The following is a 24,249-nucleotide window of genomic DNA, read 5'->3' on the forward strand; positions in this document are numbered from 1 at the left end:
TAGCAATTAGCCATTAGCAATTAGCAAATATAAATTGCTAGAAGAAAAATGCAAATTCAACGTCAGTTAAAAAACACAAATTCCTCACAATTGATAATCCTAGCAATACTGGTTATCCTAGTATTGCTTTACGCTCCTGTGTTGCTGCATTGGTGGGAAGGTTGGATAAAAAAAAATATTAGTACAGAGCACGAATATTTTAGCCATGGTATCATTGGTATCCCATTTGCTGCTTACTTAGCTTGGAAAAACCGAGCGAGATGGCAGCGACTTCCCAATGTCTCCCATCCTGTAGGAGCTTTTTTACTTGTAGTGGGAGCCACTTTTTATCTGAGCGGTGTTAGCGAATGGGTGAATTTATCATTCCCGATGATATTAGCAGGAATATGCTTGTGGTTAAAAGGAGTTCCTGGTTTTAAACTACAGGGCTTTGCTCTATTGCTAGTGTTTTTAGCAACACCAACAGCAATCCCCTACCTTGTGGCTCCTTATACCTTACCTCTTCAAAGTTTCATCGCGGGTACTGCTGGTTTTATATTGAGTCAGTTTGGCTTACCAGTAACTGTTGATGGTATTAATATATACACAGGAGGAAGAATTGTAGAGGTTGCGCCTTACTGCGCGGGATTAAAAATGTTGTTCACCACTCTCTATGTCGGCTTAATGCTGCTTTACTGGACTGGCGCTTTATCTTCACGGCGTACAACAATTTGGTTTTTGTCTACAGCCGTCGTTATCAGTATCAGTGCTAATATTATTCGCAATACATTACTGACTTTCTTTCACGGTACCGGACAAGAAGGTGCTTTTCATTGGTTACATGACAGTTGGGGTGGAGACCTTTACTCTGCTTTGATGTTACTAGCATTAGTACCCACGTTAAATTGGCTCGACCAATATTTTCATGAAGTTCCAACAGAGGAGGGACTGGGGACTGGGGAATAGGGACTCGGGACTGCGAGAGCCCCGACTTCTCAATCATTCGCCAACAGTATCCTAAGTCGGGGCTCTGAGTATTATCCCCAATCCCCAACCCCCAACCCCCAATCCCCAATCCCCAATCCCTAATCCCCAACCAAAATGACTTCCGTTTCCAAGTTTATTAAGGAAAAACAGTTTCCCCAGGTAGTAGTGCTAATACTGCTGCTAGTACTGTTGGCTGTAGGAGCTATTCCAAGTTATCTCAAAGGTCGTTGGGAATGGCGCGAACCACCAAAAATAGTGAATCTCAAACAATTGAAGCAGATACGCCAAAAGGGAATATCTATTCCTGGCTGGAAAACTGTAGAACAACGAGAGCAAGAAATTGGCTCGCACAAGTGGTCGTACCAACTCATTCAAAAAGAAGGTCAGCAGACTAATGCGATCGTGCTATTGCTACCACAAAATGGACCTAGAGATCAACCTCAAGTAGAATGGACGGAAATTGATAGTCTGTGGCAATGGCAAATTGCTCAAAATCGCGCTGCTGAGTTTACTGTTAAGCAACCTCAAACATCGGGTTCTTCAAATACCGAAATTAAAGTACAAGCTAACTTTTTTCGTGCAACGGCAAACAAACAAAGTTTTGCAGTTTTACAGTGGTATGCTTGGCCTACTGGTGGAAGTGCATCCCAGATAAGTTGGTTCTTAGCCGATTTATCAGCTCAGTGGAACAAGCATCGCGCTCAGTGGGTAGCAGTTTGTATTCTCCTTCCTATGGAACCTTTGGGACAAGTCGAAAAAACTTGGAATGAGGTTAAGTCAATCGGTCAATCAGTCCAAAGTACTTTGGTATCGGGACCTTTTAATGCTGCAAAAGTTAAAAATCAAAAGTCCAAGTAAGTGAGTCAGTACAATTAAAAAGTTTTCACGATAATTTTTTATTGAGAAAGGGGATTGCGTCTTGATGGAAGTAAAATAAATATTCATCAGCGCTCACATTAATTTTTACCGTTCCTGGTTATCCTATGCGTACATTTAGCGCCCTATCTTTTATAGGTCTTCATGTTGGCGTTTATTTAATAGCAGTGACTGCTCAACCTGTTTCTGCTCAAAATGTCCCAACTCAAGAATTACCACCAGGATCATCTACTACGCCTCCAACAAATATCTTAGAACAACCAAGACAAATTGAACCTCCTACACCTCCCTCCGGTCCAGAGGTCGATCCATCTCTCGGCGAAGGTATATCACCTCAATTTACCCGCTACCTTTTGGGACCAGGAGATGGTCTCAATATCTTAGTTCAGCGCCCTTCTGGTAAATATCGATTGGGACCGGGAGATGGCATTACTGTTTCAGTTCAACGCTTTCCAGATCTAAGCTTTCAAGCTCTTATCAATCCTGAAGGAAATATTGTAGTTCCTTTGTTGGGGACTGTTTCTCTTAAAGGCTTGACTTTGGAACAAGCCCAAGAAAAAATCCGTGTCGGTTTAAATCGTTTCGTTGTCGATCCTATCGTCACATTAGCTCTGACAGTACAACGTCCGGAGTTAAGTTTTGCGGCTCAAGTAAACCCAGAAGGCAATATTATCGTGCCGCAAGTGGGAACAATATCTTTACAAGGTTTAACTTTGGACGAAGCTCAAGAAAAAATTCGTCTGAGTTTAAGCCGCATTTATGTCGATCCAGTTGTGTCGGTATCTTTAGCAGCACAGCGACCAGTTCAAATCACAATTAGTGGAGAAGTGACTCGACCGGGAATTTATTCCATCGCTTCTGGATTACCTCGTGTTGGAGATGCTTTAATCGTAGCTGGTGGTTCCTCTATGACGGCAGATCTGCGACAAGTACAAATACGTAGACGCTTTGTGGATGGTTCTGTCGCTACACAAAATGTTGACCTATACACTCCTTTGCAGAATGGGGGGTCTGTTCCAAATTTACGCTTGCAAGATGGGGATGCGATCGTGATTCCTCGTCGGGAAATTGCTTCAGATGATGGTTACGATCGCAATCTGGTATCTCGCTCAACTTTAGCTGTACCGCAAATTAGAGTTAGGGTGTTAAATTATGCCTCTGGAGGGGTTGTCACAATACCGCTACCTAATGGTAGCAATTTTCTAGATGCCTTGGCAGGGGTTAATCTTGATACGGCTAACCTCAAGGGAATCAAGCTGTTTCGTTTCGATCCAGAACGAGGTAGAGCGATTGCTCAAACCCTCAATGCCAGAAAAGCACTGTCAGGCGACTCATCTCAGAATGTGCCACTTCAAGATAACGATGTCATTGTAATTGGTCGGAACTTGATAGGTAAAATTACGAATGCCATCAGTCTCATTACCCGTCCTTTTATCAGTATAAATGCTTTCCTCGATTTCTTTGATGACTTTGGTCGTGACTAACCAGTGACCAGTGACCAGTGACCAGTGACCACCTGACAAGTGACCAGTGACCACCTGACAAGTGACCAGTGACCAGTGACTATAATTAGGTTACATAGTTACTACCTAATTCCCAGTCCCTAATCCCTAATCCCCAATCCCTAATCCCTAATCCCCAATCCCTAATCCCCAATCCCCAATCCCCAATCCCCAATCTCCTATGACTCCACCGATTGTTAAACGCTACCTGATTGCCTTTGATAAGTATAAGTGGATTGGTCTTGCTAGTTTTGGTTTAGTTGTAGCGGGTTCAACGGTGGTAGCTTTGCAACCAGAACCAGCACCTACCTATGTAGCAAATGGTGCTTTAACTTACGCACGTCCACCAGTTTCGTTTTCGGCAACGGGTACTGAAATTAACCTGCAAGGGCAAGAACTTAGTCAGGAAATTTTACTATCAGATCAGATTGTTCAATCTGTAGCGACAAAATTAAATATCAGCCCCAAGAGAATTGGAGCAGGTGTTAGCATAAAAATGCCAGAAAAGCCAAAGGAAGCAGCAGATCCACAACCAACAACAATTGAATTAAGATACAGGGATAGCGATCGCCAACGCGCAAGGGACGTTTTAGCAGAATTGATGGAGGCAATGATTCGTTTAAGTGCTGATATCAATACAAGACGATTAAATTCGGTTATTACAAAAGTCAACGAGCGCGTACCAGCTGCTAAAAGAGATTTACAAATCGCCGAGCGCAAATTGGAACTTTACGATCGCCGGGAAAGACCAGCAATATTGGCTGCGGAAAATGGCAGTTTGCTCAATGCGATTACGAGCAGTCAAATTCAACAAAGGCAAATTCAACTCACCATGTCAGGAATTGACGCTCAAATTCAGAGCATCCAAGAAAAGTTGGGTTTAAATGTCAATCAAGCATACGTCTCTTCTGCTTTGAGCGCCGACCCAATTATCGCCAACTTGCGAGCGCAAATCTATCAAACGGAATCTCAAATAGAAGTTTTCAGAAAAGATCTTCGACCCGATCACCCAACAATGGTTCAGTTGCGGCGTCAGAAAGAAGCTTACGAGAGCCTATTACGCCAACGTGGTGGAGAAGTGGTAGGAGGTTCTGATGGTGCGACACCTTTACAAGGAACGGTAGCCATTCGATCGCGAAGCAACCTAGATCCCGCAAGGCAAAACCTGGCAAATCAAATGGTGGCTTTGCAAACCCAAAGCGAAACACTGCGACAGCAACTAACAGACCTTGGACAGGATGAGATTAGATTGCGACGAGAGTATGCTTTAATACCAAACAAGCAATTGGAGCGATCGCGTTTAGAACAGGAAGTCACGCTGAAAAAAGCCGTGTACGACCAAATGCAGGTAAAGTTAACCGACGCCAAAACAGCAGAAGCAGAAACGGTTAGTAGTCTTGGTGTTGCTAGACAAGCTGTAGCGCTTCGTGTTGTGACACCACCCAAGAATGCAGCTATTACTTTAGGTATAGGTAGTTTACTAGGACTAGTCGTTGGTGGTGGAGTCATATTTTTGTTAGGAGCACTCGAAGGTACTTTCAAAACCAAGGAGGATATCCGCGATACCCTCAAACAACGCGAAGTTCCTCTTTTGGGCGAGTTGCCTTTAATACCAGTAGACGATTTACCTCCTGGCGCATTGCCAGTCATCATACATCCAGAGTCCCCCTACCTGGAATTTTATGAGAAGTTCCGCAGTAATTTACGCCGACTTGGTGGGAGGAACTTAAAAGTCGTCTTAATCGCAAGCACTAGCAGTGGTGAAGGTAAGACTGCAAGCGCTTATAACCTTGGAGTTGCTTCCGCCCTAGCTGGAAAACGCACTTTGATTATGGAAACCGATTTGCGATCGCCCTCTCATGCATCATCGTTGAAAGTCAATCCCGATCCCAACGCCATTATCGATCCATTACGATATTACGCTAGTTTAAGCGAATGTATCCGCTTAGTACCTGATGTAGAAAATTTATATATTCTGCCCAGTCCGGGACCCGTGCGTCAAGCCGCCGCAGTTCTAGAATCTAGTGAATTCAGAAGGTTGATGGAAGATGTTCGCGAACGATTCGATTTTGTCATACTAGACACTCATTCTATGAGCTTATCGAACGATGCTCTGTTAATTCAACCTTACAGTGATGGCATAGTGCTTGTCGCACGACCCAACTATACACAGGAAAATATGCTCACTGAAGCTATTGACCAATTAACAGAATCGGAGTTGCCACTATTAGGAACAATTGTTAATGGTGCTGATGTCGTTGTTACCGTACCTCAGCCACCCATACAACCACCCAATACTCCCCCTGAAGAACTTTCAGTCGGAGCTAGAAGATAATATTAGAAAGATTCCCGATTTCTTAAAGAAGTCGGGAGTATTATAGAATATGTAGATTATTAATAATCTACAATTAATCTTTCTTTAAAGAAAAATTTAGGGCTGCATTTATTCAACAATACAAGTTAGATTTACCCCCCTTAATCCCCCCTTATAAAGGGGGGTAACAAGAAATTACTCCCTTCCCGCTAGAAGATTATCTATGGGAGTAGGGTGGGCAATGAATGCCCACCACTTGGTATTGGTGGGCATTGCCCACCCTACATGCTGGAGTGGAATTTTAGAGCGGAAAGGGAGCATATAAAAATAGCTGAAAGTCCGACCAATAACCGATGACAAACGACCAATGACAAATGAACACAATTAAGACTGGGAGCATAACCAGCATTTTTGACAAACGCCATTCCCTAGCTGCAAAAATCACAAATATAGAGACAAATTTTAAATCTTTGGAATCGGCGATACAAAGTCTTGAAGAAAATCGAAGACAGTTGTTAACCTTACCAAATATTTCAAAAACCGTTAAAGATTTACCAGAAATTAATTTAGTAGAAATACGACAAAATCTTGGAAATGAATTAGTAAAATTGCATAAAATTAAAGAACATTTGTGTCGAAAAACGATAAAAATAGGAGTTGTTGGACGACCGAAACAAGGAAAGAGTCGATTATTACAAAGTTTAACTGGATTAACAGGTGCTGAAATTCCAGATGGACACAGACAGTGTTGCACGGGAGTTTATTGTCATATTCATAATAATTTTTTTGAGGACACTTATGCAGAGGTGTGGTTTCATTCCGAAGACTCATTTCTAGCAGAAGTTATTTATCCCTATTATGAAAAGTTGTCACTAGGGTTAAAACCCAAGACAATAGACGAATTTGCAGCAAAAACCTTACCTTTGTTACCAAGTGTTTTTTCCTCAGAAACAAACCAAGAAACTATGTATTTGCGCTTGGTAAGGTATCATATCAATATAGAAAAATATCGTCATCTCATAGGACAACCTTCTCCTCGCCGTATTTCTAAAAGTGAAATTCCAGAATATATTGCACAAGAAACAACTTACGGACAGCAGAGCTTTTTTAACTACTTAGCTGTTAGAGAAGCAAAAATTGTTTGTAAATTTCCTAACACCGATGTTGGACAAATCGTCTTTGTGGATATACCCGGTATAGGCAATACAGGTATTTGCGATGAGCTTTCTCTTATTAAAAAACTAGTACAAGATGTCGATGCTATTTTATTTGTAAGAATGCCAAAGTCAATGGGGGATAGATGGCAAGAGGTAGACATTAATTTATATGAAAAAGTACGTACCGTAATAGCTGAATTGCCATCTCATGTTTCATCTTTTATGGTACTCAATCGTACAGAAGCTCATTCCCCCTATCGAGATAATTCAAAAATTTGCCAAGATTTAGCGTTGGACATGACAGTTAAAAGTATAAATTTTGCTGACTACAGCATAGCTAACTGTGCAAATAGTCAAGAAAGCTACAAACTTTTAGAACGTTTTCTTAATTATCTGGAGGAAAAAAATCTTGATTTAGGTTACAAAGATATCTTGTCGATCCAGGAAAAATTAGCTATAGTGCAAGGCAAAGTTGATGTCGAGTTAGATAAAGTGGGAAAAGCTCTAGATTTAGCAACTCAAGACAATCAGGGATTTGCATTATTTGAGATAACGTTTCAAGAGGTTGTGCGGGATTCAACAAATGGTCTTGAGAAGCTGCTTCAAGAACTGCGAAAAAACCGAGAATCTGTTGATTTAGAATTCAAAAAGCAAATTGAGACTGTTTTACAAGCGTGTCGAAGCGACACAGGAATTCCTTCAATTCAAGAAATAGAACATCGGTATAGTCTGGAAAAAAACTACTGTGCGGTTTATGAAAAGTATTTACATGAGATACGCGCTCGTTTGTTACAACACCTTTTATTATTAGATGAAGGGTTAAAGCGATCGCTTAACAAAGTCAAATCGCAAGTAGCAAAAGTACTTATTGACAAAGGGCATTTGGGAAGCTTGGCACAAGAACCAGGAGTAGAATTTCTTCATACCATTGCGACGCAAATACCGGATGAACTGGTTCCGGGGACACCAAGCCAGCTAAAATACGGATTCAAAACACTCGCTGAATATCAGCTTTCTTACCGAGGATTTATACAGCATCGCCTTCGTAAATCTCTTGATGGGCTGACTCCAAATGAACCTGCAACACTCAAGTTAACAGGATCGACTTCAGCCGAACAAGTACTTTTAAATCTCAAGATCGCTTACGCTGAAACTCTAAGTAAGTGTGAAAATACTTTGAAACAGTTGTTAAGCGAACCAAATCAAGCAGCTTATGCCATTGTAGAAGAGTTTGTTGACACGACTTTTCGCAAGACAAATATAGAAAGTGAGTGGCAAATCTTTTTACAAGAAGAGAAACAAAACAAGCAAGAAACTCCACAGGAAAGCGATCGGCTTTTGACATCCCGCGATGTACTTAATTTAGTACAACCTGCACCAGTTACTAATTAAAATTGGTTTGTAGTTGCGCTATGGCTGAGGCCAAGCTACGCGAACAGCGTATGCATCGCAACTACAAACGGAATTACCAAGAGTTTACAAACAAAATGTTTATAAGCCTAAAACCCTTACCAATGAAAAATGACACGCTTATCAATGACGGGGACTGACAAGTTAACTTTAATTGTGATGACTTACTTGGTATTATATACAGGCTTAGATTAACCTTTCATGCGTCATGAGCACTCCAGAAGGTGAAACAGATAATGAAGAAAAAGTTACTGAGTGGGAAGTCACACAGGTTACTGGCGACACCCGAAAGTTTACGGACTATGTTTTAGTACCTAATCATAAAACTGGTAAGGACAAAATATTTATTGGTACTTTAGGTTTTCGTCCTAATAGTAATGAAGATGCACAAGAACTTTTATCAACTTATATCAGTCAAGCTCAAGCAAAATTCAACCAAAAGGATTATATTGTTGGGGAGAAGGATCGATATGGACAGCGGTTTACCATAGTCGTTGAGGTTCGAGGTAAACGACTTTTAACCGGATGGATTCTGGGCACAGATGGTACACTAAAGTTAGCAACTCCATTTTCTGGATTTGCACGCTAATCATAATGTTGGGAAGGAATTCATAATGTTATTGGAGCAATATTCAGTTATTCAGCTTGTTACAAATCGCTATCAGGATAGAGGGGTCAAGACTGGAGCAATCGGGATTATCCTAGAAGTATATGGTGATGAAGCTTACGAAGTTGAGTTTTCCCGCGAAGATGGTACAACAATTGCTTGGTTTGCAGTCCAGCAAAATGAGGTAAAACCTTACGATGAATCAAGTCTTAATGCAGTATCAAAGCAAGTCTCAAACCCCACTTTTTAACTGAGGAATAATTGCCACTCACTGCTTTGGAGCAGTACTCCGTGAATTCGCTTAACAACGTTTTCAAACTCCGCTAAAGCGGCTATCATGACATCAATTCACGCTAAAATTTCCCCACCCAATGCTTAGCGAATACATCAAAGCTGCAATGCACCGAGCCAAGTACGAAATCCTTAAGGAAGATAGCACTTATATTGGGAAAATCCCAGAGTGCCAAGGTGTATGGGCTTCTTCCGATACCTTAGAAGCTTGTCGGGATGAACTACTTGAAGTGCTAGAGGAATGGATAATTTTGGGGTTACAAATGGGTCATTCACTGCCAGTCATAGACGGGATTGACCTTTCTTTCAAGAAGGACGAGGCCGCCTAATGCCCCCGTTTGGTCCCATCAAGCGCCGCGACTTGATTGCGTATTTGCGAGAACTAGATTTTGATGGCCCGTTCTCTGGCAAGAAACACCAGTTCATGTCCAAAGGAGCGTTGCGGGTACGTATTCCAAACCCACATCAAGGTGATATTAGTAAAGGATTGCTGGGTACAGTCCTGGAACAAGCCCGAATCAGTCGGGAGAAGTGGGAGCAACTATGAGCATATCTAACATTTTTTTAAATAATTCAGATGATTTGATAGAGGCTTGTATTTCTTTGTATCGGGAAAAATGGTGTCAAATTTCTTTTTCAACTTTGCCGCTTGCCGAGCCGAAAGTATCTGAAGCGGTGAAAACTGCTTACAAAGTCATTGGAGAACAAATGCCAGAAGTCATTTATTGCCATAGTCCGGGCGAAGCTTTAAAAACTTTAGGTGAATTACTTATAGAAGGAAATGTTGTTGATGAAATCCTCATACAACTACAAGTCCAAATTTTTGAAGATTTAAAAAATCAATGCGATCGCACGATTATAGGAGAATGGTGGACTCAAAGTATAAATTCTCCCGGAGTACATTTATATAATAAGCTCCGAAAAGAGTTATTTGAGCATTCATGGTTTCTACCGCTTCGACTTATTAGGTTTACTTTAGAAGACAAAGTGCTATTTCAATATTACAATCAACTCAAAAATCATATTAAATCAGATTCTTATTACATCTTCTCAAAATTTATTAAAACAGAAATTTGGCTGGCTATAGGAAGTTATTTAGATTTTTGTTTTTCTGTTCTCTCTTGTCCTTATAATCAAGAAAAATGGTTAGCTTATCAATTACTAGTTAAAAATTGTGGTTGGCTCTTACCTCTTAGAAAGTGTTGTTTAGTTGTTAGTCATCCTTATATTTCCTTTAATGACGAACATCGAATTCATGCAGAGCAAAAGCCAGCAATACAATTTCCTGATGGTTACAGTATTTACTTTTATCGAAATATTTTAATCCCGAAAAAATATGGAAGAAAGCCGCCTGAAAAGTGGCATACTCGCTGGCTTCTTAAAAGAAAAAATGATGAGCTTAGGCGCATCATATTTGAAGAAAGATATATTTACTGAGATGATTAAGGTTTGTAGTGATTCCTAGTCGGCTAAGATACAGATTTATCTACGTCCATCAGCTACAGGCTGCGGTTAGTTCTTTCTTCCTGCACTATATGGAAGTGGGAAATGCTATACTATCCATAAAGATAATAACTATGACTTAAACAGAGCGAATTGTTAGTTTGGTTGTCCACCGATGATTGGCAAGTTATATGATTTTGGATTGAGTTTATCAAAGCGATCGCCAAACAACTGCAAGCTCCCCGACATCTTCGAGAAGTCGTGGGTCTGAGCGCAATCAAAGTATTGATGTATACATACAAATTTAACATTAAATTTGCTTACTTTTTGAATAAGATGCAGGAAAAGACAATTAAGTCTTGGGTCATTTTACTACCTAGACTAAATAATATTAAAGTCAGAGATAGACTATAAAGAACCATTTGATTGATGAATAATTGCGAACAATACCCTGTTTTACTAGCAGAGGACAATGAGAACGACTTAATTTTTTTACAACGCACTATCCGTAAAGCTGGTGTATCTGTCTCTCTTCATGTGGTCAGTAACGGGGAAGAAGCCGTGAGCTATTTGTTAGGAGAAGGTCAGTATGCAGACCGAGAACGTTACCCCGAACCAGTTCTACTCATTACAAACGTGAAAATGCCAAGAATGAACGGGTTAGAGTTATTGGCATGGGTTAAGCAGCAATTGAATTATAAAGATCTCCCTGTTTTGGTAATGAGTAGTTCTGAAGAACCTGAAGAAATGGATCGGGTTACTGCTTTAGGAGGCTGTGCATACTTTGTCAAAACTAGTAATTTGGACGATCTGACAGAATTTGTGAAGCAGATGATGTCGTATATCAGTGACCAGTGACCAGTGACCAAATAATAAATTATTATATTTGATACATTGATTATGCAAGCGTTAAAGGAGAAGATTCAGATTGAAGGTTCAAAGCTAATAGGTTATGCGATCGCAGTTACTTTTAGTCTGTTGGCACTGCTGATTTCTCTTGTCTTATCGTTACTCCCAACACAAAGTCCCCTTATTTTATTTGTTATGGCGGTAACGGTGAGTTCTTGCTATGGAAATCGTAGTGCTGGTTTGCTAGCTACAGGACTCTGTAGTTTGGCTTGTAACTACTTCTTTTTAGCTCCGATTTATTCTCCTGCTGTTGCGACTACAGATGGAGTTCTGGAATTGGGCTTTTTGGTAGGAGTGTCTTTGCTCATCAACGTTTTCAGTGCTGTTCGTCACGTCACAGAAAGTCCCCAACATAAACACACCGAACTTCAACGCCTGGAAACTCTGCAACAACTCGAGCGTGCTATCCTGAACGCGGAGTCAACTCAAGAAATTGCTCGCGAAGCGCTTTTACGAATGCATTATATGCTGCCTTACGTAGAAGCCACCGTTACATCATTTGATTTTGAAACAGGCAACGCCCAGATACTAGCAGGTACAATTGATGGCGTGTCAAAGGGGGAAACTGTACCGCTCGAGCAGTTGATACCGACTATGGTGCCACGGGAATCAGGAGGAATTCGTTGTGTAGAAGATATTGCCGCTCTTAAGGAACGCCCGCTTTTAATCGGGCGACAACTTCAAGAAGGCAAGTTATGTTTTCTGGCGGTTCCTCTGGTGGTAGAAAAAGATTTAATTGGCGAACTGAGTCTATATGGCGATCGCCATGCAGCGTTTAGTTTAGAACACCAGCAAATTGCTATTGAAGTCGCAAACTTACTAGCAGTGGCGATTCAGCAGGCTCGACAACGAGAACAACTGCAAAACTATGCTGTCGAACTCGAACATAGAGTCGCAGAGCGAACAGCTGCACTTGAGGAATCCAATGCTGATATGGAAGCTTTTACTTACTCGGTTGCTCATGACCTCCGAGAACCCGTGCGTGTCTTACAAGGCTTTGCTAAAATTTTGTTGGAAGACTATGCTGACCACCTAGACTCGGTTGCTCGAGACTTTATAGAGCGCATTCTTACCAATGCCGAGCGGATGGAAACGCTTCTAAAGGACTTATTAACATACAGCCGTTTGAATCGGCTTGAGTTATCCGTCAGCCCTGTTAGCTTATCAAATGTTATGGCAGAAGTGTTGACTTTACTGGAAGTACAAATTCAGGAGCAGCAGGCGATTGTCACAGTAGAAGAACCTTTGCTGACAGTCATGGGGAATTCTACTATTCTTGTTCAAGCGATCGCAAACTTATTGAGCAACGCCATCAAGTTTGTATCTCCTGAAGTTCAACCTTCGGTGCGGGTATGGACGCAGAAGCGGGATCTGTGGGTGCGGTTATGGGTGGAAGATAACGGCATCGGTGTTGAAGCGAGACACCAACAGCGCATTTTCAAAGTTTTTGAACGCTTACACGCTGAGGAGGTGTATCCTGGTACTGGTATTGGGTTAGCCATCGTTCGTAGAGGAGTGGAGCGTATAGGAGGCAAAGTTGGCGTTGAGTCGGCAATCGGTCAGGGAAGTCGCTTATGGATAGAGTTACCAGCAGATCCTGAGTCATAAAACTTTTTTCTAAAGATAGAAAATTATTCTATACCTAACGGGTAATGGTATGATTTACGCCAAAATCGTATAAATACTAATGTAATTACTTATAGCGATCGGTTGTTTTGAAAAACTTAAATGTTACGCCTTCTTCTTATTGATGATAACGAACACGACCGTACCTTAATTATTTATAAATTAAGGTGTGAGTTTCCCGACCTTCAAGTGGAACAAGTGACAAAAGCTGAGGACTTTTACCCAGCACTAGAAGCAGGTAACTTTGAGTTAGTTATCACTGATTATCGCTTGCGTTGGAATGATGGACTGACTGTTTTACAAGATATCAAGTCCCGCTACCCCAACTGTCCGGTCATTATGTTTACTGATAGCGGTAGTCAGGAGATTGCTGTCGAAGCAATGAAGGCGGGGCTAGAAGATTATATTATCAAATCAGCAAAACACTACGTTCGTTTGCCTGTTGCAATTCGCTCAATCTTACAACGATTGGAGCAACAAGAGAGAGTAGAAAAAGCTCTGCAAGAAGCGAATCAGCGTTGTGCTGATATTATTGAAAGTATTACGGATGCTTTCTGTGCTTTAGACAAAGAGTTTCGCTTTACTTACGTTAACCAAAAATCCGAGCAAATTTTGCAGAAGACTCAGGCAGAGCTTCTCGGCAAGAACATTTGGGAAGAGTATCCTGATGCAATTGGCTCTGTGTTTTATCAAAAGTACCATGAAGCAGCGACAACAAAACTTCCCGTTCGGTTTGAAGCATTTTATCCCAATATGGATATGTGGCTGGAAGTGAGAGTTTATCCACAAGCAGATGGACTAACTATTTATAGCCATGATATTAGCGATCGCAAGCGTTCCGATTTAGAACGAGAGCAATTTCTGACTCGCGAGCAAGCCGCTCGTGCGGAAGCTGAAGCCCAAGAAAGACGTTCCACTTTCTTATCTGAAGCAAGCTGCCTTTTAACTTCTTCACTAGACTACCGGACTACCTTGACTAGCGTAGCAAGTATAGCAGTACCAACTCTTGCAGATTGGTGCTTTGTTGATATTATCGAGAAGAATTTGACCGTTTTTACTGAACCTATAATCGTTGCATCCGATCCAGAAAAAGCAGCACTAATCCGAGAACTCAGACAACGGTATCCACCTCCAGCCGATGCGGATTTTGGAGCACCAAAGGTTTTACGAACGGGAGAACCGGAAATTGTTAGTGAAATTCCAGACTCACTTTTACTATCTGTGGCACAAGATGAGCGACACTTGAACTTGTTACGCCAGCTCGAAGCAAAATCTTATATGCTCGTCCCACTGATTGCTGGTCAACGTAAGCTCGGTACCATCACTTTTGCCTCAGCACAGCCAGAACGTCGGTATCAAAAGGCAGACCTAGCAATGGCGATCGAACTCGCTCAACGGGCTGCTATTGCCATTGATAATGCAAGACTTTATCAAGAAGCTTGGGAAGCCAACCGAATAAAAGATGAGTTTCTAGCGATCGTTTCTCACGAACTACGCACGCCTCTCAACTCCATACTTGGCTGGGCAAAGATGCTTCGTCAAAGAAATTTAAGTGAAGTGACTGCTACCAAGGCTATCGAAACCATTGAGCGCAATGCCAAACTTCAAAAGCAACTTATTGAAGATATTCTTGATGTTTCACGGATTGTTCAAGGCAAAATCCGTCTGAACCTTTGCCCCCTCAATCTAATATCTGTAATTAATGCCGTTGTCGAAAGTATACGTCCCATAGCTCAAGCCAAAGCCATTCAGTTTCAGTCTGTACTTGACTCCAATGTTGGTCAGGTGACAGGTGACTTCGACCGCATGCAACAGGTCGTATGGAATCTACTTTCCAACGCCGTTAAGTTCACTCCGTTTGGAGGACAAGTTGAAATTCGGCTCGAACAGGTAAATTCAATGGCTCAAATTACAATTAGCGATACAGGAGCAGGGATTAGCGCTGATTTTCTTCCCTATGTGTTTGAACGCTTCCGTCAAGCTGATGCTACAACGACTAGAGCGAATGGCGGACTGGGCTTAGGACTAGCTATTGTCCGTCATCTAGTTGAGATGCACAATGGTACAGTTTTTGCTGCTAGCGATGGGGAAGGGTTAGGTGCAACTTTTACAGTACAAATACCAATAAGAGAAGAACAAATTTTACAGCAAACTGACTTAGACTCACCCTCTGATGACAAGTTTCCATCTCTCAAAGGCTTGCGAATTCTCGTTGTAGACGATAATACTGACACTCTCGAACTGATTACCTTCATTTTAGAACAGTGTCAGTCACAAATCACAACCGCAACATCAGTCAGTGTTGCGGTTGCATCTTTTTCGCAATTCAAGCCTAATATTTTGATTAGTGATATTGGTATGCCAGGTGAAGACGGTTATTCGCTCATTCAGAAAATCCGAACTCTTCCACCAGAGCAGGGCGGGCAAATTCCAGCTGCTGCTCTTACGGCATTTGCTGGAGAATCCGAGCGCGATCGCGTGCTTGCGGCTGGCTTCCAACTACATATCTCCAAGCCTGTCGATCCGAATGAGTTAGTTGCAGCTGTTGAGAAGTTAGCAGAACTCAACGGATTATGCTCACCTGTCTCCCGCCCGGTTTGACGCTTTATCAGATTCTTATGGTGTTGGCGAACTTGTTTCGGTGTCATCCCGGTGAGGCGCTTGAACTGTTGCGTCAAATAACTCTGGCTCGAGAAGCCGACTTGTAAGGCGATGTCCAACAAATGGAGATGTAGCTACAACTCCCTGAGTATACCGAGTTCCGATACTCAACTTCTTTCAAATCCTGATACTGATTTGTCAGATTCTTATCCTGTTAGCGAAGTTGCCAGCTGAATGACACAATTGAGTTGGAACAAGTGATTTTGTTGCAAAACCAGAATGACCTCGATCGCTTTGTGTCTGCTAGTTCTAGGTTGTGAGGGTTTTCATTCATTTTGACTCCATCCTCGTCGCTTCGTGGCGGTAATAAAGTCGATAAAAGTCAGGATCGAGTTGATGCGCCTGATAGGCTAGTAAAGTGCGAAAGGCACCTGTTGTGGCAGGAAAACGGCCATAACGATTGTAAATGTACTTGCAGCAGGCAATTGTGGCTGCGATCGCTCGTTCGGAATATTGGGGAATTGCCGCTTGGATCGCTCGACCATCTTGCCAACCAGTTACTTCTCCTCCATCGCGAAACGTCCCCTGTTTGGCATTGTACTTATGGTCGATAAAAGCGAGTACTGCTTCTTCCATGTTTCGATAATAGGGCGGAGCGTAACTTTTGAGCAGTACCTCACCGTCTTTTTCCAGTCCTACAGGATTGGGAACGAGAGTATCTTTGCCCATCCACTGGACAATTTTCTTAGTTAAGCGGTTCATCCCGCTCATTTTAGTAAATGGAACTTGTTCCATACGGAAGCCTAGTCGCTCAAACCAGATGTAGGGATGGGCGGCAAAATGAGGATAGCCACCTAAACCGAGAGCTTGGCTCATTAAGCCTAAATTTTGGTGAATAGAACCCTGCTCCCAGGCTACAAATTCCGCTAGTAAAGTTTCTGCCGCACCGATGTACATAAAAGACTCCTGAGTTAGGTCATCTTCAAGATGCCCGCCTTTAGATTTAGCAAACTTTTCTATACCTGCAGGTCGATAACCGTTACGCTCGTCCACCATAAAAAAGCCCACATCTTCACTAAACATGGCTAGCAAGACGTTAATATACAAAGCAGATAATTCATTAACCGCCAAAAAATAAGTAGTACCTGGTACGTTGGCAGCCCAGGCATTAAAAGGCATCAAATAGGGTAGTCGCCGGGGAAGATCGATTCGGATCTGGGCAATTTTTACGCGACTGCGTTCGTATAGCTCAACAAACTGCCGGTTTTGGGACATGTCGATTAAACTAGGGATTTCGGTACGGAGATAGTCCTGGGGACGCTTAAGCAGCCACGTACCTTCATCGTTTGTAATAAATACAGCGACCCCATGAATCGCATCCGCACTGGCAACGGTACGCCCGATAAAGTTAACCATAATATTGCCACCGCTGCCTGTCGAACTTAGGGCTGCTGGTGCATAGGGTAATTCGGCTAGAGCGTAACCCGTTACCCCCGAAGCAGCAAAGCCCAAAAGTGCCTCTTGTTCGAGAGTTAGTGGCTGCGGCAGATATTGACTTTGATAATCTAAAGGACCACCTAGCTTCATTCCTTTACCAAAGCGGCGCGATCGCCGTCGAAGCATTGCTTCGATTAAAGAATAGTCTTCTTTGTTTGCCATAATTGGGTAGTGTTGGAATAATAGGGCAGTATTTGCTGAAGGTATTATCAACTTAACGGCTCATACTCAACATCTTACCGAGGCGATCGCGATTATTGGCTTGCAACAAAGTCCGGTAAACCAGTTATTCTTGTGAATCCAAAACATTCATTGCAGGAATGTCCAGCTTGCGGACACACCGATAAAATTGCTACTAGTAACTAATTTATACATCTGCTGCGTTTGAGTTACTGAGATCTTCTCGTAACTCTTGAATTGTTTCAGCAGCTGTTTGAACTTTGAATCTACCTGTGCGGAATTCAGCAATAGAAGCTGCTGCATCTGAGGCAATTTCATCTCGCCGACTTTCAATAATTCGGTTAGTAAGAATTTGTACCAACATTTCTTGCTGCTCTAAAGGAAGCTCCATTGCCGCATCTAAAACTCTATCTAGATTACTCAATTGCTTCATCTAAAAACCTCCGGAAGCGTGGAAACCGCGTTTATTTGTAGCGCGGAGGAAACGTTGTGTCAATAACAAAAATGGATTTCTGAAGTATTTAGGTAGGTAGTAGAGGTTTCTTCTAAAGCTTCCACTATTTCAAAACGTTTACATATTATTATAAGTTGTTTTTGAGCTTACAGCCTTTCCTAGTCTGCTGAGGTAAGATTTATCCGCGTCCGTCAGCTACAGGCTGCGGTTAGTTCTTTCTTCATATGCCTCACGAAAGTAAGAATTGCTATAAAATGCCGAAAGCCCGATCTGTAAAGACCGGGCTTATGATAATAAGTAGTTGGGCTAGATGCCCTCGGCAAGTATAGGGCTTAGATATTAAGTAATTACTCTGATAATATCTACAACTGCCCATTCGGTAGTTCCGGAAATTTCTCTATCAATAGTCGTAATTTCCGCAGAGAAAATTAAAGTTGGGCGAAAAGCGCGTCCCAGTCAATAACAGAGGGTCTTTTTCCTTTGTTAATGATTTCAAATGCTTTCCTTTCTGCACTTTGGCTTTGAATGCACTCCACACAAGCGGCGGCTACATCAATGCGGCTAGTTTGCCCTGTCAGGGTGTCTCCCGTCCCTAAAACAACACCAGATTTGCTTTCTGTTGTCGCTTTTAACAGGGTGTTGAGGTCATAGGAAGTGTAGGGACCATCAATTAAACGCCCAGGACGAATTATGGTGTAGGGTAATCCAGAACTGATAATAGCTTCCTCTCCTTGAAGTTTGGCATCCAATACACCAAAAGCATTGAGGATGCTGTAAGGAAATTGAGATTTGTGGAGAACTCCACAGGAAGATACAAAAACAAAACGTTTCAAATTGCGGGGCGCTGCTCTTACTAAATGACTCACCCCTTGTGCATCTACCTTTAGAGGGCTATTTTTTGCTCTTGCTTCGCGAGCGCTACTATTAAGCAATAGCTGAACCCACTCGATCGAGTTAGGTTTCGGCTCGAAATCCCATCTTTCGGAAGGGAAAGCAGTCGTTCCAGTACAGCAGATGATGTAGGCAACATCCTGTACTGCTGTGGGGAGTGTACTTGGATCGCGTGTATCGCCAACGGCAACTTCTACTTTGCGCTCAAACATTTTCTCCGCTTTTGCAGAATTGCGTGTTAAGACGCGAACTTTCAAGCCTTTCTCTAATAGTTTGCCCACTGTTAACTGACCTACCCCACCAGTAGCGCCAGCAACCAGTACTAAATCTTCTGTCACGTTAAAAGAACTTTTAACTACATATAATTAATAAAGTCTAACGCAAATTAGATAAATGATATACATAAGCTTTTAGATGAACGCAACAAATCGGGCTGAAAAAATTGTCAGCATTATTGAAAAACGCCGTCCCCTGGCTCAAAAAATTGAACGGGTGGAAGCTAATTTAAAATCTCTTTCCTCTGCACTTCGTTCTCTAGAAAACCATCGCAATGAGTTGCTAGCGCGAGTGGATGACGCAAATGCGATGGGGCGTTTGAAGGAAATTGACATGAGTTGGCTGCAACTCAGCATTACTGCTGAATTAGAAGTGTTAAATAAGCTAAAAGTTCGTTTTTGCCGAGACACTCTCAATATAGGAGTTGTGGGACGAGCAAGGCAAGGGAAAAGTCGTTTACTACAAAGCTTAACAGGGCTTACGGCTGCGGAAATTCCCGACGGAGATAGGCAGCATTGTACGGGTGTACGCAGTATCATTCATCATAATCCTAATGTAGAAACTTATGGTGAAGTTTGGTTTCACGACCATCGCTCGTTTTTAGATGAAGTTATTGCTCCTTATTACGAAAAGCTATATTTAGGTGCAAAACCAATAACAATTACTGAATTTGTTGCCAATCCTTTACCACCACTCCCTCACAATCTTCCCGGATATGCGGAACCGGGTGCAATGTACGAACATTTAACTCGATACCATACTCATTTGGAAAAGTACCGCCATCTTTTACAAGAACCTTCCCCTCGTCTCATTTCTCGTAACGAAATTCGCGAGTATGTTGCTCAGGATACTCCTGATGGTCAAAGGATATTTTTCAACTATTTGGCAGTTCGAGAGGTGAAAATTGTTTGTAAATTTCCTAATACTGATGTCGGGCAAATTGCCTTGGTAGATATGCCGGGATTGGGCGATACAGGTGTTGGGGATGAAGAACGATTGATGAAAACTTTGGGACAAGATGTCGATGGTATACTGTTTGTAAGGATGCCAAAGTCATCTGGTGATTACTGGGCAGATGTGGACGTGCGGTTGTACGATACAGCACGTGCTTCTCTCGTGGATTTACCAATTGAGTTATGGTCTTTCATGGTTCTCAATCGGACAAATACTGAGTCGAAAAACGGCGATAATTACAATAACTGTCAAGACTTAGCAGATACATTAAAGGAAAAACATCTAAGGGTGGTTCGTTGTGTGACTGCTAATTGTGCCAATATAGAGGCAGCAGGTGAGGTTTTGGATGAGATACTGAATTACTTAGCCCAAAAGATTACCTCATTGGATGAGCAATATGCCTCTTCTTGTCAAGATAGGTTAATACAACTTCAAAATGGTGCGATCGCAGAATTAGAAAAAGCACGAAAAGCTTTGGGTGAAGCCGTACAACAAGACAATTGGTTCCCCGTTTTCTTGCAACTATTTGACGAGTTGTGGAATGATGTAACCAGTGGTTTGGAAAAACTGCTGAGACATCTCAAACAACAAAGAAACGCTCAAGATATTTATTTTAAACAGCAAGTAGAAGCGGCTGTTGCAGCTTGTCGTGCAGATACTGCTATTCCAAGTTTAGACGAGATTGAGAAAAGACGCGATCGCGTTGGCGGGTATCCTAACGCCTACTATGAATACTTAAATGAACTTCGCGCCCACTTGTCACAACATTTCCTCGCTCTAGATATCGGATTGAAGCAATTGCTTTTCAAAGTTAAATCTCAAGTTGCAGAAGTTTTGGTGACTCAGGGACGCTTGAATGGACTGACAGAAACTAGAGGTTATGAATTTTTGAATGAAATAACTCAAGAGTTACCCGAATCTTTACTAAAATTAAAGTTAGGATTTCAAATCCTTGCGGAATTTGATATTTCTTATCGGGGACTCATTCAGCACCGCATTCGCAAACATTTAGATGGTTTAACACCAGACGAAACTTCACTGCAATTGTCTAAATCTCCCTCTGCAAAAGAAATCTTAACCAATTTGAAAACTCTTCATGCAGAAGCTTTATATGGTTGTGAAACAGCTTTGGAAGGTTTACTATGTGAACCTAGTCTTGCAGCATTTGCCATAGTAGAAGAGTTCGTGGACCGCGTACTCCGTGCTGAGGGTGCAAAGACAGAATGGCGTATCTTTTTAGAAGAAATCAGAGCCATTGTTTGGCATGATGAATTTGAACAGCTTGGCGATCGCACTCGATTGCGTCGGGAGTGGCTTCAATCAGTAGAAAAGGCAATAATAGCCACTCATATAGATTCTCTACAATTTTTGTAATAACATATCGGGAAACATGGACGAACTTAAAATTACAATGCTTGGACCGAGTGGCGTTGGTAAAACAACACTTTTAACCGCTCTTTACGAACAATTTGAAAACACAATTGGTAAAACAGATTTACAACTAACACCCGACGAAGAAAGTTCAGCAATATTGCAAGAACGTTTGATGGAACTCAAAAGCCTGTTAAATGATTTTGAACCAAGAGGAGGTGTGAGAGGAACAGAAGGAGAACCAGAACATCTTCGCTCTTTTATGTTTGGGTTGGGAAAAAAAGGGAAAAAACCTTCATTAAAACTCCATTTTCAAGATTATCCAGGTGGTTACCATGCTGCTAAAGCCACTCCTGAAAAAAAGCAATTTGTAAAAAAAATGCTTGCAGAATGTGTTGCGGTGTTAATTGCTATAGATGCACCTGCTTTGATGGAACAGAAAGGTAAATGGCACGAGCAAATTAATAGAGTGCAACAAATGACGGATTTATTTAAAATAGCTTATCAAGAGCTAGAATCACCAAGATTAGTAATATTTGCGCCTGTGAAATGTGAGAAGTATTTAAAAGATGAAAAAACGGCCCAAGAAATGTTAATACGTATTAAAGAAGGATATGCAAAATTAATAGACTTATTGAATTCAGCAGCTTTACTAACAAAAGTAGCAGTTGTTGTGACTCCCGTTCAAACTGTGGGAAGTGTCGTTTTTTCTAGAGTAGAGATAGATAGTAACATACCTCATTTTCTCTTTCGGAAAACCAGTCATGATGCCGCCTATAGTCCGACGGATAGCGAGCAACCCTTGCGGTATCTCTTGAGATTTTTATTAAAACTTCATTTAGATACGCGGAATTGGGGTTTATTTAATTTTCTTCGCGATTTATTGGGAAGAGATTATTATCTGAAAGAAGCTATTCGTCAATTCGCTAGTGAGTGTAAAACTAACAATGGGTTTGCTATTTTACAAGGCGAAGACTTACTAAAAGTCTAATGAAAAAACCAAAATTTCCCAATCCCTAATCCCTAATCCCTAATCCCTAATCCCTTATGAAAATTTACGTACAAAGTCGCGGTTTTTCGCAAGACTATGATTATTGCTGGTTGCCAGAAGTGCCGCCGATTCTAAGACAATACCGAATTAACGATGTCATTCAAAGTGAATCACCGTCTGTTGTTTTAGGACGCTATGATAATAGATTGCTGTTACTGGTGACTGGTCTTGAGGCTAGTGAAAGAGCAGATTTTCAAGGCAGAAAAATTCGTAACTCTGTGGCATGGGTTGGTGAAGATAATGAAGCCAACGAGCAAAAGTTACGTGCGATCGCAGCTTATGCTTTACGCGGGTTATTAGATACTGACCTTGACAAAGCCGTAAAATTTGGCGGCGAGTTTGGTTTTGAAGTTGCTTTTGATATCATTAGCCACTTCCAGGTAGATGAAGTTAAGCAGTTTAATGCCAAATTAGAAAGTAAAATTGGCAGAAATTCTGAGTATTTACGAAACGACATAGCTTATGAGCTAGAAGAACGATGTTTGCCAAAAGGTAACGGCTTTAATAACATTCCCCTTGTGGTCGTCACTGGTATCAAATCGGTAAACGCCCTAAAACAGGCAAATGTCTGGCGTGGGTTATCGAATTTAGTACCAGGGGAGGGATGGCTCGAACCTTATAAAAAAAGTTACTCGTCAGAGCCAGCGCTTGCAAGCAGCAGCCAGACGCATCAAAAGAACAATTCGCTAGTTTTTGTCCTCTTGTTAATGTCTCTTATTCCAGTTGCTATGATTCTATTTCTGTTTATCCGCTAGTTGATTCGTCAAACAGCAAATAATATAGAAGGTGTGGTTGTCTGTAACGTATGTAACTGTTTGGAGAGTTGACTATGAGTCAAGCGGTCAGGATAGGCGCAGATACTTCTTTGCACGTCTGTGAAGACTACAAATACTGGTATCAGCAGGGCAAGCAGCTCGACCAACAAGAGCGTTATGAAGAAGCAATTGTGTATTACGATAAAGCTCTAGCAGCTAGCCCCGATAACTATTGGGTATGGTATGACAGAGGCGGTGCTTTACGGGAATTGGGTCAGTATGAAGCAGCTCTTGTCAGTTACGACCGAGCGCTATCTATTTGTCCTGATGATTACTGGGGATGGTATAACCGGGGTTATATTGCACTAGAAGATTTGGATTTATTTGAGGAAGCGATCGCAAATTTTGATAAAGCACTTGAAATCCGTCCTCGCGACTACTGGGCGTGGTTTCGGCGAGCCGAAGCATTAAGACATTTAGATCGCTATGAAGATGCAATTTCCGATTACGATAAAGCTTTGTCAAGACGTTCCAATGATTACTGGTCGTGGTTGCGGCGAGGTGATGCTTTGAGACATTTGAGGCGCTTTGAAGAAGCACTGAAAAGTTATGATGAAGCACAATATTTCCGCCCGGATGAATTTTGGGTGTATTACAAGCAAGGGGATACTCTCAGATATCTAGGTCGATATGAAGAAGCGCTTGAGAAATACCAAAAAGCTATAGAGATAGACCCAGATGATGAGTACTCCTTATACAACACGGCTTGTTGTGCAGCCCAAGTAGGAAACGAAGCTTTAGCAATTGAAAGCCTTGAAGCAGCTTTAAAAATTAATCCCAATTTTCAATTGTTTGTCAAAACCGACCCTGACTTGGAATCAATTCAGGATATGACACAGGTAGAAAATTTACTCAGCAAAATAGCTGAGTGGAATCCTTGACATTTCTTGTACTGCGGGCTTCTGCCCGAATGAACACTTTTTGCTACAAAATAAAAGCGCCCTCATTTAAGAGGACGCTTTCATTTTTACAAGAGACGATACAAATATCGTCTCTGTACATTAAAGATTAGCCGTTGATAGCAGGAGCGCTGATTGCAACAGGAGCAACTTCACCAG

At 41.8% G+C, this 24,249-nt stretch carries 20 protein-coding genes and 1 pseudogene; 17 read left to right on the plus strand and 4 right to left on the minus strand.

Annotated features, from left to right (window positions below; translation table 11 throughout):
• Positions 1-48 precede the first annotated feature (48 nt).
• From crtB to ACKTT2_RS12895, 13 genes are all read left to right on the plus strand, one after another.
• Positions 49-945: a cyanoexosortase B gene (crtB, locus tag ACKTT2_RS12835; protein WP_407887334.1), complete on the plus strand. Its 897-nt coding sequence runs from the start codon at positions 49-51 to the stop codon at positions 943-945.
• Positions 946-1,080: 135 nt separating this feature from the next.
• Complete coding sequence (locus ACKTT2_RS12840; RefSeq protein WP_407887336.1) at positions 1,081-1,824, plus strand: cyanoexosortase B system-associated protein; 744 nt, start codon at positions 1,081-1,083, stop codon at positions 1,822-1,824.
• Positions 1,825-1,949: 125 nt separating this feature from the next.
• Positions 1,950-3,326, plus strand: coding sequence for a polysaccharide biosynthesis/export family protein (locus ACKTT2_RS12845; protein WP_407887338.1), 1,377 nt, complete (start codon positions 1,950-1,952; stop codon positions 3,324-3,326).
• A 199-nt stretch (positions 3,327-3,525) separates the two neighbouring features.
• Positions 3,526-5,679: a GumC family protein gene (locus ACKTT2_RS12850; protein ID WP_407887340.1), complete on the plus strand. Its 2,154-nt coding sequence runs from the start codon at positions 3,526-3,528 to the stop codon at positions 5,677-5,679.
• 353 nt (positions 5,680-6,032) lie between these two features.
• Positions 6,033-8,207 (plus strand): GTPase family protein, encoded by a 2,175-nt coding sequence (locus tag ACKTT2_RS12855; RefSeq protein WP_407887342.1) that lies wholly within the window; start codon positions 6,033-6,035, stop codon positions 8,205-8,207.
• Positions 8,208-8,433: 226 nt separating this feature from the next.
• Complete coding sequence (locus ACKTT2_RS12860) at positions 8,434-8,814, plus strand: DUF6883 domain-containing protein (RefSeq protein ID WP_407887343.1); 381 nt, start codon at positions 8,434-8,436, stop codon at positions 8,812-8,814.
• A 25-nt stretch (positions 8,815-8,839) separates the two neighbouring features.
• Complete coding sequence (locus ACKTT2_RS12865) at positions 8,840-9,082, plus strand: DUF4926 domain-containing protein (protein WP_407887345.1); 243 nt, start codon at positions 8,840-8,842, stop codon at positions 9,080-9,082.
• Positions 9,083-9,203: 121 nt separating this feature from the next.
• Positions 9,204-9,452, plus strand: a complete 249-nt coding sequence (locus ACKTT2_RS12870) for a type II toxin-antitoxin system HicB family antitoxin (RefSeq protein ID WP_407887347.1) — start codon at positions 9,204-9,206, stop codon at positions 9,450-9,452.
• Entirely contained in the window at positions 9,452-9,670 is a 219-nt protein-coding gene (locus ACKTT2_RS12875; protein ID WP_407887349.1) for a type II toxin-antitoxin system HicA family toxin, read from the plus strand. The genes ACKTT2_RS12870 and ACKTT2_RS12875 overlap by 1 nt, the downstream gene beginning before the upstream one ends.
• Positions 9,667-10,560: a DUF6745 domain-containing protein gene (locus ACKTT2_RS12880; RefSeq protein ID WP_407887351.1), complete on the plus strand. Its 894-nt coding sequence runs from the start codon at positions 9,667-9,669 to the stop codon at positions 10,558-10,560. Before ACKTT2_RS12875 ends, ACKTT2_RS12880 begins: the two co-directional genes overlap by 4 nt.
• Before the next feature lie 435 nt (positions 10,561-10,995).
• Positions 10,996-11,424, plus strand: a complete 429-nt coding sequence (locus ACKTT2_RS12885) for a response regulator (protein WP_407887353.1) — start codon at positions 10,996-10,998, stop codon at positions 11,422-11,424.
• A gap of 42 nt (positions 11,425-11,466) precedes the next feature.
• Positions 11,467-13,083, plus strand: a complete 1,617-nt coding sequence (locus ACKTT2_RS12890) for an ATP-binding protein (protein ID WP_407887356.1) — start codon at positions 11,467-11,469, stop codon at positions 13,081-13,083.
• A 120-nt stretch (positions 13,084-13,203) separates the two neighbouring features.
• Positions 13,204-15,702 (plus strand): hybrid sensor histidine kinase/response regulator, encoded by a 2,499-nt coding sequence (locus ACKTT2_RS12895; protein WP_407887358.1) that lies wholly within the window; start codon positions 13,204-13,206, stop codon positions 15,700-15,702.
• A gap of 68 nt (positions 15,703-15,770) precedes the next feature.
• Here the strand turns inward: ACKTT2_RS12895 and ACKTT2_RS12900 are convergent.
• From ACKTT2_RS12900 to ACKTT2_RS12915, 4 genes and pseudogenes are all read right to left on the minus strand, one after another.
• Positions 15,771-15,824 (minus strand): annotated as a pseudogene (locus ACKTT2_RS12900) (hypothetical protein); the annotation flags it as partial.
• Between the two features lie 208 nt (positions 15,825-16,032).
• A complete protein-coding gene (locus ACKTT2_RS12905; RefSeq protein WP_407887360.1) occupies positions 16,033-17,361 on the minus strand; it encodes a hypothetical protein in 1,329 nt (442 codons plus the stop codon).
• 205 nt (positions 17,362-17,566) lie between these two features.
• Entirely contained in the window at positions 17,567-17,812 is a 246-nt protein-coding gene (locus ACKTT2_RS12910) for a hypothetical protein (RefSeq protein ID WP_407887362.1), read from the minus strand.
• 449 nt (positions 17,813-18,261) lie between these two features.
• A complete protein-coding gene (locus ACKTT2_RS12915) occupies positions 18,262-19,062 on the minus strand; it encodes an SDR family oxidoreductase (RefSeq protein WP_407887364.1) in 801 nt (266 codons plus the stop codon).
• A 76-nt stretch (positions 19,063-19,138) separates the two neighbouring features.
• Between ACKTT2_RS12915 and ACKTT2_RS12920 the strand changes: the two genes are divergently transcribed.
• The 4 genes from ACKTT2_RS12920 to ACKTT2_RS12935 all read left to right on the plus strand — a co-directional run bounded on the left by ACKTT2_RS12920 (position 19,139) and on the right by ACKTT2_RS12935 (position 24,072).
• Positions 19,139-21,328 carry a hypothetical protein gene (locus tag ACKTT2_RS12920; RefSeq protein WP_407887366.1) on the plus strand — a complete coding sequence of 730 codons (2,190 nt, stop codon included), beginning with the start codon at positions 19,139-19,141 and terminating at the stop codon, positions 21,326-21,328.
• Positions 21,329-21,344: 16 nt separating this feature from the next.
• Positions 21,345-22,316: a TRAFAC clade GTPase domain-containing protein gene (locus tag ACKTT2_RS12925; RefSeq protein ID WP_407887368.1), complete on the plus strand. Its 972-nt coding sequence runs from the start codon at positions 21,345-21,347 to the stop codon at positions 22,314-22,316.
• Positions 22,317-22,372: 56 nt separating this feature from the next.
• Positions 22,373-23,131, plus strand: a complete 759-nt coding sequence (locus ACKTT2_RS12930) for a hypothetical protein (protein WP_407887370.1) — start codon at positions 22,373-22,375, stop codon at positions 23,129-23,131.
• Positions 23,132-23,205: 74 nt separating this feature from the next.
• A complete protein-coding gene (locus ACKTT2_RS12935; RefSeq protein WP_407887372.1) occupies positions 23,206-24,072 on the plus strand; it encodes a tetratricopeptide repeat protein in 867 nt (288 codons plus the stop codon).
• The last annotated feature ends 177 nt before the right edge of the window (positions 24,073-24,249 follow it).

The sequence above is a fragment of the Scytonema hankhaensis NUACC26 genome, from assembly GCF_045865695.1.
Lineage (GTDB): Bacteria > Cyanobacteriota > Cyanobacteriia > Cyanobacteriales > Nostocaceae > Scytonema.